This window comes from Labrys methylaminiphilus subsp. lupini, assembly GCF_051161885.1.
Taxonomy (GTDB): domain Bacteria; phylum Pseudomonadota; class Alphaproteobacteria; order Rhizobiales; family Labraceae; genus Labrys.
Map to the genome: position 1 here is coordinate 1,092,425 of NZ_JBMDIH010000002.1, position 16,225 is coordinate 1,108,649.

11 protein-coding genes are annotated in these 16,225 nt (G+C 63.7%); 8 read left to right on the plus strand and 3 right to left on the minus strand.

Features of this window, described 5'->3' with window-relative positions:
* The first annotated feature begins 281 nt into the window (after positions 1 to 281).
* A complete protein-coding gene (locus ACN6KF_RS30720; protein ID WP_434960669.1) occupies positions 282 to 965 on the plus strand; it encodes a L,D-transpeptidase in 684 nt (227 codons plus the stop codon).
* 302 nt (positions 966 to 1,267) lie between these two features.
* Here the strand turns inward: ACN6KF_RS30720 and ACN6KF_RS30725 are convergent, their stop codons facing one another.
* From ACN6KF_RS30725 to ACN6KF_RS30735, 3 genes are all read right to left on the minus strand, one after another.
* Positions 1,268 to 1,435: a hypothetical protein gene (locus ACN6KF_RS30725; protein WP_434960670.1), complete on the minus strand. Its 168-nt coding sequence runs from the start codon at positions 1,433 to 1,435 to the stop codon at positions 1,268 to 1,270.
* 128 nt (positions 1,436 to 1,563) lie between these two features.
* Positions 1,564 to 8,919, minus strand: coding sequence for a hypothetical protein (locus ACN6KF_RS30730; protein WP_434960671.1), 7,356 nt, complete (start codon positions 8,917 to 8,919; stop codon positions 1,564 to 1,566).
* 84 nt (positions 8,920 to 9,003) lie between these two features.
* Complete coding sequence (locus ACN6KF_RS30735) at positions 9,004 to 9,861, minus strand: MurR/RpiR family transcriptional regulator (protein WP_434960672.1); 858 nt, start codon at positions 9,859 to 9,861, stop codon at positions 9,004 to 9,006.
* A gap of 211 nt (positions 9,862 to 10,072) precedes the next feature.
* Here ACN6KF_RS30735 and ACN6KF_RS30740 point away from each other — a divergent pair, with 211 nt between their 5' ends.
* The 7 genes from ACN6KF_RS30740 (at position 10,073) to ACN6KF_RS30770 (ending at position 16,207) form a co-directional block, all read left to right on the plus strand.
* Positions 10,073 to 10,249, plus strand: a complete 177-nt coding sequence (locus tag ACN6KF_RS30740; protein WP_181160973.1) for a hypothetical protein — start codon at positions 10,073 to 10,075, stop codon at positions 10,247 to 10,249.
* Between the two features lie 112 nt (positions 10,250 to 10,361).
* A complete protein-coding gene (locus ACN6KF_RS30745; protein WP_434960673.1) occupies positions 10,362 to 11,393 on the plus strand; it encodes a SctD/MshK family protein in 1,032 nt (343 codons plus the stop codon).
* Positions 11,390 to 11,827 (plus strand): hypothetical protein, encoded by a 438-nt coding sequence (locus ACN6KF_RS30750; RefSeq protein ID WP_434960674.1) that lies wholly within the window; start codon positions 11,390 to 11,392, stop codon positions 11,825 to 11,827. The genes ACN6KF_RS30745 and ACN6KF_RS30750 overlap by 4 nt, the downstream gene beginning before the upstream one ends.
* Before the next feature lie 17 nt (positions 11,828 to 11,844).
* Entirely contained in the window at positions 11,845 to 12,165 is a 321-nt protein-coding gene (locus ACN6KF_RS30755; protein ID WP_434960675.1) for a hypothetical protein, read from the plus strand.
* Positions 12,152 to 14,314 carry a type III secretion system export apparatus subunit SctV gene (sctV, locus tag ACN6KF_RS30760; protein ID WP_434960676.1) on the plus strand — a complete coding sequence of 721 codons (2,163 nt, stop codon included), beginning with the start codon at positions 12,152 to 12,154 and terminating at the stop codon, positions 14,312 to 14,314. The genes ACN6KF_RS30755 and sctV overlap by 14 nt, the downstream gene beginning before the upstream one ends.
* 46 nt (positions 14,315 to 14,360) lie before the next feature.
* Positions 14,361 to 15,734, plus strand: a complete 1,374-nt coding sequence (locus tag ACN6KF_RS30765) for a type II and III secretion system protein family protein (RefSeq protein ID WP_434960677.1) — start codon at positions 14,361 to 14,363, stop codon at positions 15,732 to 15,734.
* A 14-nt stretch (positions 15,735 to 15,748) separates the two neighbouring features.
* Positions 15,749 to 16,207, plus strand: coding sequence for a hypothetical protein (locus tag ACN6KF_RS30770; RefSeq protein WP_434960678.1), 459 nt, complete (start codon positions 15,749 to 15,751; stop codon positions 16,205 to 16,207).
* Positions 16,208 to 16,225 lie beyond the last annotated feature (18 nt).

The following is a 16,225-nucleotide window of genomic DNA, read 5'->3' on the forward strand; positions in this document are numbered from 1 at the left end:
CATGCCCCTTACCTGTGCAACGACGCATTCGCTCTTCGAGCGCGAGTCCCGTACGGCATGATTTACCTGCCAAATCGTGCCGCACATTATCGTGATCGTCGCTGAAATGAAAGTCCAATTGGATTATAGAGCCATAGGTAAGTGCCAAACGCTTCAGATTTGTATTGTGTCTGGAGGTACATTGTTACAGTTTTTGAACGATACGACGGGCCCGGGAGACCATGGGAATGATGGTTGAGGCAGGATGTTTTCACGCGTGTCGCTCGTTACGAGGGAGGGGCATGATCCTGCGTTCCATCTTGCGCAGTGCCACTCTGGTCGCCGCCATCGCCGGTATGATCTCGTTGATGATGGCAGGCATCGCTGAGGCCCAGGGCGGTGCCTATGATCCACGCACATGGAGCTATGACAGCGAGCAGGACATGGTCATCGCGCCGTCCGACAATCCACAGGGATATGTCGTCGACGAGCCTGCCACGGGACCGGCGCACCCACCCGTGACAAGGCGCACGCCGCCGATCGCACGCGAGGTCGTGGCGTTCACCGAACCCCACCCTAAGGGATCGATCATCGTCGATACCGGCGAGCGTCGCCTGTACTACGTATTGGGGGACGGCAGGGCTCTCAGATATGCCATCGGTGTCGGACGCGAGGGCTTTTCCTGGTCGGGGCGGGATCGCATCCTCGACAAGAAGGAATGGCCCGACTGGCGCCCGCCTGCCGAAATGCGGGAAAGAGAGGCTGCGCAAGGGCATGACTTGCCGGTGCGGATGGCGGGCGGTCCCAACAATCCGCTCGGCGCCCGCGCGCTCTATATCGGCAATACGCTCTATCGCATCCACGGCACCAATGCGCCCTGGACGGTCGGCACGGCTAATTCCTCAGGCTGCATCCGTATGACCAACGACGACGTCATCGATCTGTATCAACGCGCCGTGATTGGCGCCGAGGTCGTCGTGCGCTAGAGCAAAGCGCGTTTAGAGGGAAACGCCTTTTTGCTCTAGCTCCTTGGTTCGACGCGCCTCTGCGATTCTTGGTGATTCCACCAAATCACAAACGCTATGGCGGGAGGTAAAAAAATACTGTTAGATTCTTGTAGAAATTGCCGGCGGGGACCTGTCGCAACCGTTCCGGGTGCCGTGTGAGTTTCAAAAGTCGACGGGTAAGAGCGTGGCCTCTCCGCATCGAGATTTTCTCTAACTTATTGTTTTAACATGTCTTCTTAACTGGAAAGCTCACCAGTTTTTGAAGCGCCGTGCCGGAAGAATCAGGTCTTTTTCCCGGACGCCCAGAACGCGGCAACCACCCCAACGGCGATGAAGATCGTCATCGCGAAAAACATCTGGGCGAGCTGGAAGTTCAGGGAATCCTTGGCCACAAAAAGGGCGGCGATGGGCGCCGCCACGAACAGCAACAATCGAACGATCAGGCCCATCTGCGCCCCCAATGGCTTACCTCGAAGCGATGGGGCGCAGATTGGACCCGTCATGGAGGGTCTGCATTGACTTGAATCAAGGCGAGATCGGTCCTTCTCCGCGGAAGCGGAGCGCTTGCGAACTCACCTCACGCCGTCGCACCCGGCAGGTAGATGCGGTCGCCGGCGAAGAGGATGTCCGGGATGGCGATGTGGCCCATGTTCAGCAGCACCGTTTCCCGCACATCGGCCGAATGGTTGCGCGCGATGCCGCCCATCGTATCGCCGTCGCGGGCGATGATCGGCTGGTAACCCTGGCGTTCGAGCTCGGGATTGAGGCGTCCCGCACCGTCTTGCGGCCCGGCCGGATGGGTCTGTACGAAGCTCGCCTTGGCCGGCTCCTTGGGCCGGGGTTTGTTCGGCCCGGTTTTGGTGGTGGTCGGCGAGGGCGTTGAGGAACTCGTGGCCGTGGGGGAGGTCGTGGGTGTTGGCGTCGTCCCTGATGGAGTCGGTGTTGGAGTCGCCGGCGTCGGTGTCAGCGTGGAATTGTTGTTGCCGGGGGGCTGTACGCCGGGGGCATTTGCCTTCTTCTGCTGATCCAGCCAGTTCGCGACCACGATGCCGCTGAACAGGATCATGCCGCCGCCGAAGGTGACGCCGAAGACGACACGATCCCAGCCCGACATTTTGGGCTCCCAATTCCCCCGTCCCAATCCCTTTCGGGCGCCCCGTGCCCACAAATAGGCCGAGCCGAAGAGGAAAGCGGCATTGTCGACCGTATCGGCGCCGCCCGGAACGAAGTCGAACCCTTTCGAAACGAAATCAGGCACGCCGGGTATGCTCGAAAGATTCGAACCATCCTTGGGGATGGAATCACCGAGCGAGAGGCCGCTCCCGATCGCATAGGAAGGCAGGTTCCATTTGTCGGCCATCGGCATGGCTGGCCGGCCCGTGCGGGCCTCACGTACCGCCTTGGCGAAATAGAAGGCGTTGCTGCCTTCAAACAGAGCCCCGCCAGCCCCGCCCAGAGTGACTGAGGTCGGGATGCCGGCCGCCTGGGTCGGTAGATAGCTCAGCGCATCGCCGATTTTCATGATGCGGCCCAGCGGCGTGTGCAGCGCCGTCCATTTGCCCGGCAGGGCAGCGGCGGTGCTCATGGTCAGGCCGCGCCAGGCGAGGCCACCGGCCCGGATATAGGCCTGGAGATGCGGCGGCAAAGCCGGCCAGACGGCGGCGAAGGTGGCCGTGGCGGTTGTGGTGAGCACGAGATCGTCGACACCCATCGCGCGCATTTTTGCCAGCGCCCGCACCGGCGCCGAGGCTGGCGTGTAGCCGTTGAGGGCCGAGCGCTGGTCAGCCTTGAGCAGAGCTGTCTGGAAGGGCTTGAGCACATCGACCTGAGCCGGCGTGAGGGCCTTCAATTGATCGTCCTTCAGCCCCGCGAGCTGGCCCGGCCTGAACTTCTTCACCTGCTCTGGCGTCAGCTCGCTCAGTTGCGAGGGGTTGAGCTCGGCCAGATCGAGATATTTGATGCGCTTGGGTGCGATGGCGCGCAATTGGTCCGGCGTCAGGCCCTTCAACTGGTCGGCCGTGAGATTGATGATTCCGCTCGGCGAGAGGCGGGCGATGTCGTCCGGTGAGAGGTTGCGGACCTCGATGAGTTCGTCCAGGAGCGTGCGCCCTTCCTCGCTCATCGCCTTCTTCTGGGCGTCGCCAACCGCTTCCATCTGGGCAAGCGTCAACTCGGGTATCTGCCTGCGCGTAAGGCTGGCTGCCATATCTGCGACAGACGCATCGGGCAAAGCGCGCAGCTGTTCGCCAGAAAAGGCCCTGATCTGCGACTTGGTCAGTGCCGAAAGCTGGTCGGGTTTCAGCCATCCAGCCTGCTTGGCGCCCAGCCCGGCGATGTCGAGATATTTGACACGGTTGGTCGGGATTGCAGCGATCTGGGCCTGCGTCAGCTGCCCCTGGAGGCCGGATCGCTTGAAGGCTTCCCATTGCTTCAGGGTCAACCAGGAGACCTGCTTGGGCGCCATTGCGCCGATATTCAGGTCTGCAATGCGGTTCTCTGGGATCGAGCGTGTTTGAGCCCGCGACAGATGAGGCAGTAGCCCTGCCTGATTGAAGGCTTTCCACTGGCTGTTGGTCATCGCGGCGATCTGGGCCTGGGAGAGGCCGCCGATCTGTCTTTTCGTCAAACTGACGCTATCGAGATATTTGACGCGATTATCAGGTATCGCCCCGATCTGGCCCTGAGTCAGATGCTCCTGCAGGCCGGCCTGATGGAGCGCCTGCAATTGCTTGCTATTGAAGGCCGCAACCTGGGCCCTGGTCAGCGAACGGACCTGGGATTTCGACAGGGCGCCGGTGTCGAGATTTCTGACCCGGTTTTCCGGAATCGCCTGCAATTGACTGCGCGTGAGATGGCCCTGCAGCCCGGCCTGTTTGAAGGCCTCCCACTGCTTGGGCGTGAAAGAGGCGATCTGGTCCGGCTTCAGCCATGGCACGTTCTTGGCGGTGAGTTGGGTGAAGTCCAACTGCTTGGGATCGGTGGCTTGCAATTGCTTGCGTGTGGGAGCCGTGTTTTCCGGCGACTTGGCCGGAGGGGTGTTGGCTGCAGCCGCCGAGGGATTGGACCCTGTCTTCTTGCCAAGGGTGATTGGATCGATCGGCCCGTCTCCGGCAACATGCACGCTGATCGGGGAGGCGGGCGGCGCCGTATCCTTGCCTCCTCCAAACCAGAAGTCGGTTTGAGCGGCATGGTTGGGCTGCTTGATCGTTCCTGCCCCTGAAACATCGGTCAGGGGCAGGCCGGGCAACTCGACCACTTCCCGGCCTCCCTGGGCCGGCTTGATGTCGCCGGCAAGCTCGACGGGCCCGTCATAGGCGCGCGTCCGTACGCCCAACCTGTCGGCGAGCTCACCGGCGAGAGAGCGCGTGAGGGGGCCGCCCGCTTGATGGTCAAGGGAGCCGGCGCGGCAGGCGAGGATCGTGATGCTCTGGCCCTCCCGGTACCCGGTGTTGCGGAGATCGTCGATCAATTGGGTCGCACCGGGCAGGTTGGTCTCATCGGCGACCACCAGGAAGGTGTCCTTGTCGACGGCGCCTTTGCTTGACAGCCCGATCGACAGATCTTTCGCCGCGACCGGTTGTCCGCCAACCGTCACCGTTCCGTCTGGGAGGTAGCTCAGCGTGCGCCCGCTTTCCGAACTGAAGGGCCGTGAAATTGGCCCATCGGCTGCAACAACCGGCTTGGTGGCCCTGAGCCCTTTGACACCCAAGCCCGTGCCGGCGACACCCACGCCGAGGCTGGTCAACGCGCTGGCGAATTCCAGGCCGCTCATCTGGTCGCCATAGGCGGCAAGGTCATGGGCCGATACCGCCGTCAACGGCACGCCCGTGCCGATGGCCGCCCAGTCGAGACCGCGCGCGGTGCGGTTGAGCCCGCCCGAACTCCTCATATAACCGTCCGCCGTCGTGGCGACGGAGGTGCCTTGCCCGGTCATGCCGATGCTGGCTCTGAACGCCTGCGCCACCGACAGTTCCGTGGTTTTCGCCATGCCGATGGTGCGCAACACACTCGACCCCATCGGCAGGACGGTGGTGGCCACCGTGCCGATGTTCATCATCGACTCCATGTCGCCCAGTTCGCCGCCATGCTGGAGATAGTCCACTTCCTTGATGACCGCGCGGGTACCGAGATAGGCACCACCGGCATAGGCCAGGCCTGCCGCGAGCGGCGAGAAGGGGTTGGGAATGACGGCAACGGCCGTGGCGAGGGCCGTGCCGATGCCCACGATCGGATCGATGATCTTGTCGAAGGTCGAGACGTTGCGGGCCTGGACGACCTCCAGGTCGATCTTGCCGTCGGCCCCGGGCTTCATGTTGAGGCCGGTCGGCGCGATAAGCTTGCCGCTTTCCTGGAACTGGCGGTTGCCGTCCTGGAAATCCTTGATGGACTCGAATTTCTGGCCGGTGGCGTCGACATACCAGGTCTTGTCGCCATCCTGGACCGCGAAAAGCGCGATCTGCTGCGCGCCGACCTTGTCGTCGACATAGAACAGGGGCACGACCTTGACCGAGGCGGCGTTGCCGCCGATGTCGCGGATCTCGTCGACCACGTTGTCGAGAGCTGTCCGGCCCTCTTCGCTGGAGGTATCCAGGCCAAGGGTGCGAGCGACCAGGCCTTCCTGGGCCTGGCGACCTTCGAGCGGCGTGAATTGGTCGTTGTAGCCTGATTTATAGAGGTTCTGGAACGTGGCCTGATAGACCGACATCGCCTGGTCGCGATGGTCGTCGAGATAGACGCTCTGGAGATGGGCGTAATAGGGCGCCGATCCCGCATCGTCCAACAGCTTGAGCGGCTGATTCAGCAGGAAGGAATACCATTGCTCGGAGCGCTCGGCCGATTGGCGGGCATTCTCGACGCTTGCGCGCCGATCCTGCGCCGTGTCGAGCCGGATCTGGGCCGCTGCGACGTCGGGATGAACCCACAACCACTGGCCGTCGATCTCCATGCGAACCGGCTTGCCGCTCTTGACGATGGCATCGATGCCGCCACGCTGCACGTCGCCGGCCATGTCTGGGGTCACCTGCACCTTCTGGCCGTTGACCGTGACCTCCACGGGCTGGGTGCCCTGGGGCAGCAGGCCTGCCGGCGCCTCCACACTGCCCGGGCCGTGCTGCTTGAGGGCGCCATCGAGGTCGGTCTTGAGGCCGGTGATTTGCTTGTCGAGACCGTCCCGCACCAGGCCGAGCTGGTCCTTCATCATCGCCTGGATCTGCTGGCCGGCCGAGATCTGCGCCGCCTTGGCCGCCGCCAGGCCGCCGCTGCCATCGGCGTAGCACATATTGGTATTTGCGGGGCTGTTGAGAAGCGCCTGCCACTGCTGGTTGAGCGAATTGTTGCGCAGATCGTCACGGATGTTCTTGTCGCTGGTCGCAAAGGTGAGCTGAACACGCTTGGTGTCGTGCTCGTATCTGGTCTCCAGATAGAGCTGATGATCCTTGGGATCCTCTATGACGTGCTGTTCCTTGATCTTGCCGAGATAATCGCCGCCATAAGTGGAATATTCCTTGTTCATGTCGAACGAGCCGGGATTGGCAGCGCGGTACTGTGCCAGAATCTTCTGCCTGAGATCGGTGGCCTGGACCTCCTGGCCCGAAAGCGTGCTCGTGGCAGAATAGAAGTTGGCATAGGCGGTGGCAGCATCGACCTGCTTGCCAGCATTCTCGCTCAATGTCTTGGTATCGCTAAGATTTTTCTCAGCCGCCGTGCGCTCCGGCGTGCCCGGCTTGGTGGCGTTGACTTCCTGTTGCCGAATGCCGACCAGATAGTCCGCCAGCGCCTTGTCGCCCTGGCTGGCAGAGAGTCCGGCCTGATAGAACAGTGAGGTCACGTCGTCATGGGCCGCCTTGGACTGGGCGTCCTTCAATTCGTAATTGGTATTGTCGTTCGTGGCCCGTACCGTCGTCTGCCCGGGCGGCGGCGGCGGAGGTGGCAATGTCGCCTGCTTGGTGATCGCCTGGTCGAGGAGGCTCTGGGCCTTCTCGTAATTCTCGCGCGCTGTCGTCGCGTTGGTGAGCTGGGTGTTGGCCTCCGTGAGATTCTTCTTGGCGTCGGCGAGCGAGCCTTCCGGCGTCGGTGCATTCCATTGCAGCCCGAAGGGCGCCAGCTTGTCATCGAGCAGGGCCTTGGCGTCGGTCATCGCGCCCTTGTAGGCGGGATCGAGCGCATAGACGTCCAACTGCGCCTGTGACTGGTTGACCTTGGCACTCGCCTCGGCACGACGCCCGAGGGCTACGTTTTCGGCAGCCATTGCCTTGGCGACCACCGGATCGACCCATTTGCCGTTCATCGGCACCCAGGCGCCTCCGGACGGCGCCTTGCCGGGAGGCGGCGTGCCATAGGGATTTTCCGCCGTCGGATTGGTGCCAGGCTGGCCCTCGCCATATGTCTTGATGGCGTCCTGGGTTTTCTGGTGCAGGTCGTTGACAGCCTGCTGCAGGTCCGGCAATTCCTCGCCGGCGAAGATGCCGTCGAGCGTCGTCTTGACGATCTCGGCCTTCTTGGCTTCCTTCGGATCGGAGCTCTTGGGATCGATGGAAACCAAAGTCTGGGCAAGCGCCGCCTCGGCGCTGTCGGGCTTGACCTTGACGTCTCGCCCGGTGGCGTCGTCGTGCAGCGTCATGCTGCCGTCCGGCTTGGTGGTCAGCGTGTAGCCGTTGAAGGTCACGGAGACGGTGGTGTCCTTGCCCTGCTTCACGGTGCGGGTGGTACGGCCATTGCCCTCGACCACGCTCTTCGTCTCGGTCCCGTTGCTTTCCGTGCTGGTGGTAACCGCATTGCCCTTTTCGTCGGTCGTGCGCACCGTGTGGGAACCGTGCTGGTAGTCCTGGTAATAGGCGGTGACTGTCTTGCCGGTCTTCTGATCGATGATCTCGGTCGACTGCACATCGCCATTGTCGCTGGTGGGCTGGCTCGTCTTGATCTCCAGGCCGGCGGCTGCGAGCTGGGCGGTCACCTGTTCCTTGGTCAGTCCGCGTTCGGCCGCGATCTGGTCGATGCTCTTGCCATCGGCGACATCCTTTTCGATGCCTGCTGCACCCTTGCGGGTCGGGTCCTGGTTGGCGGCGAGCGTCGTCTTCTGTCCCTTGGCATCGGTCACCACCGTGGTGGTCTTGCCGTCCGCGCCGGTCGTCTTCACTGTCGTCACGCCATTGGAGAGCCGCGTCGTCTGGGTAATCGTTCCCGTGCCCAGATCGTCCTCGCGGCGGGTGGTCGTCGTCCCTGTCTTCGGGTCATAGTCGGTGGTGAGCTTCTGGCCGGATTCATCACGCACCGGCGTGTCGGTCTCCGTCCCCTTGGCGTCCTTCACCTGCGTGTAATAGGTGCCGTGCTGGAAGTCGTAATATTCGGTGACGATCTGGCCGGTCTTGGGGTCCCGAATCTGCGTCGTACGGACATCGCCATTGTCGCTTTTCGGGTCGGTCGTCTTGACGTCGAGACCGCCGGCCTTGAGTTCATTGAGAACCTGGTCGCGCGTCAGCCCGCGTTCGGTGGCGATCTGGTCGACACTCTTGCCTGCCTGCACGTCCTTCACGATGGCGCTGGCATCGGCCCCTGGTTTCGGCGTATCAGCGGGAGCCGGGTTGTCGACGAGGGTGATCGCGGGCGTGGTGGCCGGCGGCGCGAGAAACAGGGCGGGGGTCGCCGTCGTCGGGCCAGATGTGGTGATCAGGGGCGTGTTGCTCGCCAGGACCAGAGGCGTGACGGCGGGGGGCGCTGCCACCGCCGGCGGCTCGAGTTTCGTCAGCTCCGTATTGGTCTGCTTGAGTTCCTTCTGCAGCTTGGTGGCCTCTTCGGCCTCGCCCATCTTCTGCGCGAGTTTGATCTGCTCGCGCAGCTTTTGCGCCTGGGCTCTAAGTTCCGCGATACGGTCGATGTCGTTCTTGGGGGTGATCTTCGGTGGGGGTGGCGGCACAAAGATGGGACGAACGACCATGCGTTGAATCTCCAAAAGCAGTCCGATCTCCCGCGCACCTCCACCGGAACGCCTGAGCCGGATCTCAAAGTGACGGTGGCGGCCTCATCGTGAAGGCGTCCAGTAGACATCGTATTCGCTGAGGTGCTGCTCCACGGCACGCATCGCTTCCTTGACGTCGACGCCGGACCGTTGAGCAATAAGGGCGATCAGGATCTCCGCCGCCGCGAGGGCCGGCGTGACGCTCCTGAAGAAGGAATGGGATTCGACCGTGACGACGACGCTGGCACGAGCCAGGCGCGCCAATGGCGACACTCGGCTGTCGGTGATCGCCACGACGGTCACACCGCGCTTGGCGGCACGGCGCGCAACCTCGACCGTGGCACGGGCATAGGGCGCCATGCCGACGACCAGCATGACATCCTCGGGGCCGGCGTGGCGAAGTGCGTCGACCTCGCCCTTTGCGGCGGCATCGAGTAGCGTGCCACGATCGTCGAAGAGCGAGAGCAGGCGGGAAAAGTGGGTGGCGACGACCTGTTCTGAACGCAGCCCCAGGCAATAGACGCGCCGCGCGCCGATCAATATGTCCGCGACGGCGACATGCTGCATGGCGCTGGTGTATTCGCCCAGACGGGCGACCTGTGCGGCAAGCATGTCGGTGGTGGCGCTGACCGTCGAATAACCTTGGCCGTCCTCCGCCACGCTGGGTGTCTCGACCGTCTCTGCCGGTTTGGCGCCCGGTTCGCGCAGCGCCTGCGCATAAAGGGCGCGCATGTCTTCATAGGCTTCCAGGCCCAGCCAGCGGGCAAGGCGCATCATGGTGGAATGCGAGACGCCGGCCCGCTGCGCCTGCTCGCGCATCGATATCAGCGCAACTTCCTGGGGGTGGTCCAGCACGAACCGGGCCGCCAGCTTCAGTTGCGACGGCATGGTCTCGAACCGCTCGACCAGGAGCTGCGTCAACGGACCTTCTCTCATTGCTGTGACCCAAATTTGTTGATGACGAGAGTATGACATGGCCTTCGCCAATGCAACAATTGGAACTTATTAATAACGCGCATTCCAAATGGACTTTCATTTCGAGATTCACTAGCATGCCGACGACGGCGATCCGAGCGATGCCCTTCGCGGTCTTGTGATCTCGCCGTTCGAAGCGCGATTCAAGGAGTGAACGATGTCCGTGTCTTCCCTAAATCCAAACGCATCAAGCAGCCCCAGCGGAGCTGTCGACGATGCGATCGCGAAAATGGAAAAGATGTTCTTGCTGAACCTGAAGCTTCAGGTGGCGACGACTGAAATCGGCGTCAAAAACAAGGCCGCCGACAACATTACCCGCGGCAGCAAGACCTGAGTCACGAGCGCCGCCGGCTTCGGCTGGCGGCGCTTGAACCGCATTGTCGGAGTCGCTTTCCGAAGACGCAGATCGGAAAAGGAGGCCCGATTGGGGATTGGGGACGGGATCGATGCCCACCGGATTGATCGACAAGGCTCAAGGTGAGGCGCGTGCCCTGCGTCGGCCCTCGTCACCGCCGGCCGCAGATGCGAACAAGGCGCGATTCGAGCCCGAAGCCACCATGGACTTCGAGGTGACCGGCGGCCTCCATGAGGGCGCCAGTCTCGGCCTCGATGAGGCGGACTATACGATCGGCTCGGGCAAGGACGCCGAGATCGTCCTGAGGGATGCGGGAATTGCGCCCATGCATGCGCGCCTGCGTTGCCGGGGGCGCCGGGTGGAGATCGAGGCGCTCGGCGGGGCGCTCAGCCTTGCAAAAGGGGAAATCCTGCCACAGGGCCATGGCCGCCGCTGTCACCTGCCGCTCGAGGTCGGCATCGGCGAGGCGCGGTTTCGGCTCGATTTGCGCGGCCGCTCGGCGATGGCGACGCGTTTTGACGGCGGTACATGGCTCCGCAGGCTGCTGTTCGCGAGTGGCGGAATCGTCGTCACGGTGGTAGGGGCCTCGCACGCCCTGAATTGGCTGCCGAGCGCCACGGCATTTTCCTCCCAGGCCCATCCGGCCGAAGAGCCGCAGCCGCTTCCGTTTGTTTCCGAAAAGCCAGGTGCGCAGCCGGCTGTCGCGAGCCTGAACGGCGGAGCCAACCCGGCAAGCCGTGCTCGCGACGACCTGGCAGGCCGTTTGGCCGCCGCCGGATTCTCCAATCTGACGATCGGCGCCGAAAAGGACCGCCTGGTCGTTTCGGGCGTGCTGCCGGTGCAGCAAGGTGAGGCCTGGCGGGACATCCAGGCCCGCTACGACCAAGCCTATGGCGACCGCGTCCCTCTCGTCTCACGCGTCGAGACGGGCAAGCCGGCCCAGTCGCCGCCGCTCACCTTGCGAGCGATCTGGTTCGGGGAGCGGCCCTATGTCATCGCCAGCGATGGTGCGCGCTATCACGAAGGGGCTTTCGTCACCGGCGGCTGGATCATCGAGAAGATTGGGGAGGATGATCTGAGGCTGGCCAAGAACGGTACGACGCTCACTTTGAAATACCGATGACCCGACGGCTGGATGCAATTCGCCTCGATGCCCCCAATCTCGGTTCGTCCAGCCAGGAGACGAACGTCAAGGGCTTGCAGGGACCTCCGGTCAACCGGCGGCGGCTGCATTCGATCGAGTCGCGTTCCGGAGAAGCCGGCAAGACGAACAAGAGCGAGCGTTCGGAGACGGCGGCGCGATCGACCGGCAGGCCGGCGGGACCATCGGCAAAGCGCTCCCTCGATGACGAACTCCTGGATTTCACCATGCCCAAGGGAGCGGGCTCGGCCATCCTGCGCCGCTCGGTGTCCATTCTACGCTATTGCATTGCCGATTTGGTGCCCCAGTTGGAGGGAGGAGACCAGCTTCGCAGCCTCGCCCGATCGCTGATGGAGGAAGAGATCGAACGTCATCGCGACCTGATGGCGCGGCTGCAGAAGGAAACCGAAAACTGACCGACCGGCAGGACACCGTGAAGCTGCTGCACCTGCTGGGCCATCTCTATGGCCGCCACGGGCAGGTCAAGCGCGGCACCGCCTATCTCCTCATCGCGGCTCAGCTCGAGCCGGCGAATACGGAAGTGCTGCGCACCCTGGCCCATCTGCTCGTGCTGGGCGGAGAGGCGGACAAGGCGCTCGCCACGATCGAACGGCTGGAGAAACTGGGAAGCGCCGATCATCCCGCCCTCGCCTTGCTCAGGGGCAAGGCCTTGCTGGCGGCAGGGCGCACAGTGGAAGCGCGCCAGTCCTTTCAGGACTTTCTGGCGCAACGAGAGCTGAATGACCATGCCTGACCGCGTTCTGACGTTCCTTGCAAAAGCCTCCAAACGCGCCGATCTCGTCATCGCGATCATGATGCTGGTCGCCGTGGTGATGATGCTGATTCCCCTGCCGACGGAATTGGTCGACGTCCTCATCACCACCAACATTGCGATCAGCGTGCTGGTGCTGCTTGCCGCGCTCTATGTCAGCCATCCGCTGGATTTCTCGTCGCTGCCGTCGGTCATTCTGATCGCAACCCTGTTCCGACTTGCCATCACCATCACCACGACCCGCCTCATCCTGCTTCAGGCCGACGCCGGCCAGATCATCACGGCGTTCGGTACCTTCGTGGTCGGCGGCAGCGTCGCCGTGGGGCTGGTGGTGTTCCTGATCATTACCATCGCGCAGTTTCTGGTCATCGCCAAAGGCGCGGAGCGGGTCGCGGAAGTCGCCGCGCGCTTCACCCTGGATGCCTTGCCCGGCAAGCAGATGAGCATCGACGCCGAACTGCGCAATGGCGACATCGACAAGACGGAGGCGCGCCGGCTCCGGCAGCGTCTCGAACGCGAAAGCCAGCTTTTCGGCGCCATGGATGGCGCCATGAAATTCGTGAAGGGCGACGTCATCGCCGGCATCGTCATCATCCTGGTCAACCTGATCGGCGGCATTGCCGTCGGCACCCTCCAGCATGGCATGTCGATCGGCGTGGCGGCGTCCACCTATGCCCTGCTGACGGTGGGCGACGGCCTGGTCGCCCAGATCCCTGCGCTGTTGGTGGCGGTGGCCTCGGGCACCATGATCACCCGCGTCGCCGGGGCGGATGGGGAAGGCGATCTCGGCGGCCAGATCGCCGGACAATTGCTGCGCGATTCGCGCACGCTGGGCCTGGCGGCGGTCATCCTGCTCGGTCTCAGCCTGGTGCCCGGCTTCCCCACCATCGTCTTCCTGATTCTCGGCGCTATATTGGGGACCGGCGCCTATGCCCTCCATCGCAATGCCAAGGGGACGAAGGAAGAGGGACAGGGCTCGGGCCCTGTCGCCGCCGCCGACATCGCGCGGTCGGGCGCGGCTTCTGGTTCGCTTCCAACCCAGGAAGGGGAGGAGGCCCTGCCTTCGACCCGGATCCTGGTCCGCTATGGCAAGGGCACCATGCTCGCCAGGATGGCGCTGGACGATCATGTGGGCGGTATTCGCCAGCGCCTCTATGACGATCTGGGTGTCGAACTGCCCCGCATCGGCGTCTATCAGGACCCGGCCTTGCCGAGGCAGCACGTCCGCATCGACGTGGAGGAGGCACCGGTGCTCGAGGCGGATCTGCCCGAAGACCGCATCAAGGTCGAAGGCGATGCCGCCAATCTCACTTTGCTCGGCCTCGCCTATGAGGAACATCCGGCCGGGCCGCGGGAGAATGCGGTCTGGGTCGAAGCCGGTGCGGCGCCGGCGCTGGCCGAGGCCGGGCTGACCTCCTTCGGGCCGGGGGAGGTCGTCGGCAAATGGACCGAGGACGTGCTGAAGCGCTATGCCGGGCACTTCGTCGGCATCCAGGAGACCCGTACGCTGCTTTCCGAGGCAGAGGAAGACTATGGCGAGTTGGTCAGGGAAGCGCGCGAAGCCGTGCCGCTGCAAAAAATTGCCGAGGTGCTGCGCCGGCTGGTCGCGGAAAATGTGCCGATCCGCAATCTGCGCATCATTCTGGAAGCCTTGGTGGAAGCCGGCGCTCGCGAGCAGGATCCGGCACTGCTTGCCGAGCATGTGCGCGCTGCTCTGAAACGGCAGATCAGCTTCCGTGTCGCCGACCGCAACCGCGTCATCGCCGCCTATGTCATGCAGCCTTCGGCGGAAGAATTGCTGCGCGCTGGCCAGCAATCGGCGGCGCTGGGTGGCTTTCTCGGCCTGCCGGAGGAGCAGGCCCAATCCATCGTGGCTCAGATCGGCCGGGCTTTGGCCGAAACCGCGCCGGACGCCACCCCCGTCGTCCTGACGGCTGGAGACGTCCGGCGCCACATGCGCGCCTTTCTGGCCCAGAACGGCCTCGAACTCGCGGTTCTGTCCTATCAGGAGCTTGCGCCGGAATTCAACGTGCAGCCGCTCGCCACCATCACCAGCCTGCAGGGCCAAGGCGCTGCCCGGCCATCGCTCGCCACCACCCGCCCGGCCAAACAACATGAAGGGGCCGCCTGACACGGGGCAGGGCGGGCACTGACGGCATCAAAAGGAGAGGAACGGAATGACAAGTCACGGCAGGGCCGGCCTTTGCATGGTCAACCATGCAACGGGTCTCGCCCCGGAAATCGGTTGGTCTCTCCTGTATCGGCAACTGGCCGTGCTTGCCGCTTTCGTGCTTCTCCTGCTGGGCCTGATGCAAGGCGTCCATGCCCAGACCATGACCAGCTTGCCGAGCAAACCCAGTGTCGACCTCGCCGTGGGGCAGGGCCGCCTGTTCCGCTTCAAGCAGCCGGTCGAAGCTGTGCTGGTCGCCGATACGACCATCGCGGATCTGCAGATCGTCTCGCCGCAGTTGGTTTATGTCTTCGGGCTGAAGCCCGGCCTGACCAATCTGATCGCGGTGACGGCCGACCAGAAGATCGAGGCGACCACGGAATTCCGGGTCAGCACCGATCCCAGGCCCGCCCAGCGGGCGCAGAAGGTATTGCAGCCTCGGGGCGCCACCAATCTCACCATTTTCGGGGACCGCATCGTCGCCACCGGCAATGCCGGCAGCGTCGACGAAGCGCTCGACACCGACGATGTCGCGCGCACCTATTCGCAGCCCGACCGGCCGCCGATCAATGACACCACCATCTCCGGCTCGCAGCAGATCAATATCCGGGTGCGCTTTGCCGAGGTTTCGCGTTCCGAGCTGCTGTCCTTCGGCGTGGACTGGGGCGTGTTCGCCAATTCGGGGAATTTCTCCTTCGGCCTCTTGAAGACCGGCGGCGTGAGCGAGGGCGGCGGCAATCTCGGCATCGGTGTGCGATCCAATGCCGTCAATGTCAGCGCGCTCATCGAAGCCCTGCAGCGCAACGGCATCGTCAAGATCCTGGCCGAGCCGAACTTGACCGCGGTGACGGGCCAGACGGCCAGCTTCCTCGCCGGCGGCGAGATTCCCGTGCCGATTCCGCAAAGCCGCGATACCGTGACGGTGGAATACAAGTCCTTCGGTGTTTCGCTCAACTTCACCCCGACCCTGCTCCCCAACAGCCACATCGCCATTCACGTCAAGCCGGAGGTCAGTTCGATCTCCGATTCCGGCGGCGTTACCCTGGGCGGCTTCAACCTGCCGAGTTTCGTGGTGCGCCGGGCCGATACCACGGTGGAGGTGGCAAGCGGGCAGACCTTCGCGATCGCCGGGCTGTTCCAGCAGAGATTTGCCAAGAGCCTGCAGAAGTTCCCCTTCCTGGGCGACGTGCCCGTGCTCGGCACGCTCTTCCAGTCGGAGCGCTTCCAGCGCGAGGAAACCGAGCTGGTGATCCTGGTCACGCCCTATCTCGTCCAGCCCGTGCGAAGCCATGACCTCGCCACGCCGATCGACCGGCCCGCGCGAAACAAGAAGGCTCGCAAGCCGGCGAATACCGCCGGCATGGGCCTCATCGTGAAATAGGAAGGACGGCAGCGATGAACGCGAATTTCCTGCGAGCCGGCCTTGGCTTTTGCCTGATTGGCCTGGCCGGTTGCTCGGCGGGCTCCACGGCCGATTATTCGCCTGGCTATAGCTATGTGGCGACCAATGGCGGCCATGGCTCGGCCAAGGGAGCGACCGGCTCGGTGCTGGTGCCCGATGCCTGCCTGGGACCTCCGGCCGACGTCCAACGCCCGGCCTGGGGCACGGTGGAAGCCGCCATGCCCGACCTCGGGGCCCATCTGCCGCCAGGTTGTGCCAATGCCTATAATCTGCAGCGCATGGCCGAAAGGCAGGGTGACCTTGTCGAGGGCCGGCGCATGGGTCCTGCCGCCGGCGCCCCTACGGCGCGCGCGGCCCGCAAATATCTGCTGGGGGAGAAGGAGGGGGATGCATCCTCATCGGGAAATCTCGGGGGTGCCGGCGGCAGCGCGACGCAGCAGTCCTCGGATTAGGGTCGGATCCGGGCCGAG

Coding starts and splice junctions, on each gene's coding strand:
- ACN6KF_RS30745 (WP_434960673.1), top strand. CDS start 10,362: ATGCCCACCGGATTGATCGACAAGGCTCAAGGTGAGGCGCGTGCCCTG.
- ACN6KF_RS30770 (WP_434960678.1), top strand. CDS start 15,749: ATGAACGCGAATTTCCTGCGAGCCGGCCTTGGCTTTTGCCTGATTGGC.
- ACN6KF_RS30740 (WP_181160973.1), top strand. CDS start 10,073: ATGTCCGTGTCTTCCCTAAATCCAAACGCATCAAGCAGCCCCAGCGGA.
- ACN6KF_RS30720 (WP_434960669.1), top strand. CDS start 282: ATGATCCTGCGTTCCATCTTGCGCAGTGCCACTCTGGTCGCCGCCATC.
- ACN6KF_RS30725 (WP_434960670.1), bottom strand. CDS start 1,435: ATGGGCCTGATCGTTCGATTGTTGCTGTTCGTGGCGGCGCCCATCGCC.
- sctV (WP_434960676.1), top strand. CDS start 12,152: ATGACCATGCCTGACCGCGTTCTGACGTTCCTTGCAAAAGCCTCCAAA.
- ACN6KF_RS30765 (WP_434960677.1), top strand. CDS start 14,361: ATGACAAGTCACGGCAGGGCCGGCCTTTGCATGGTCAACCATGCAACG.
- ACN6KF_RS30750 (WP_434960674.1), top strand. CDS start 11,390: ATGACCCGACGGCTGGATGCAATTCGCCTCGATGCCCCCAATCTCGGT.
- ACN6KF_RS30730 (WP_434960671.1), bottom strand. CDS start 8,919: ATGGTCGTTCGTCCCATCTTTGTGCCGCCACCCCCACCGAAGATCACC.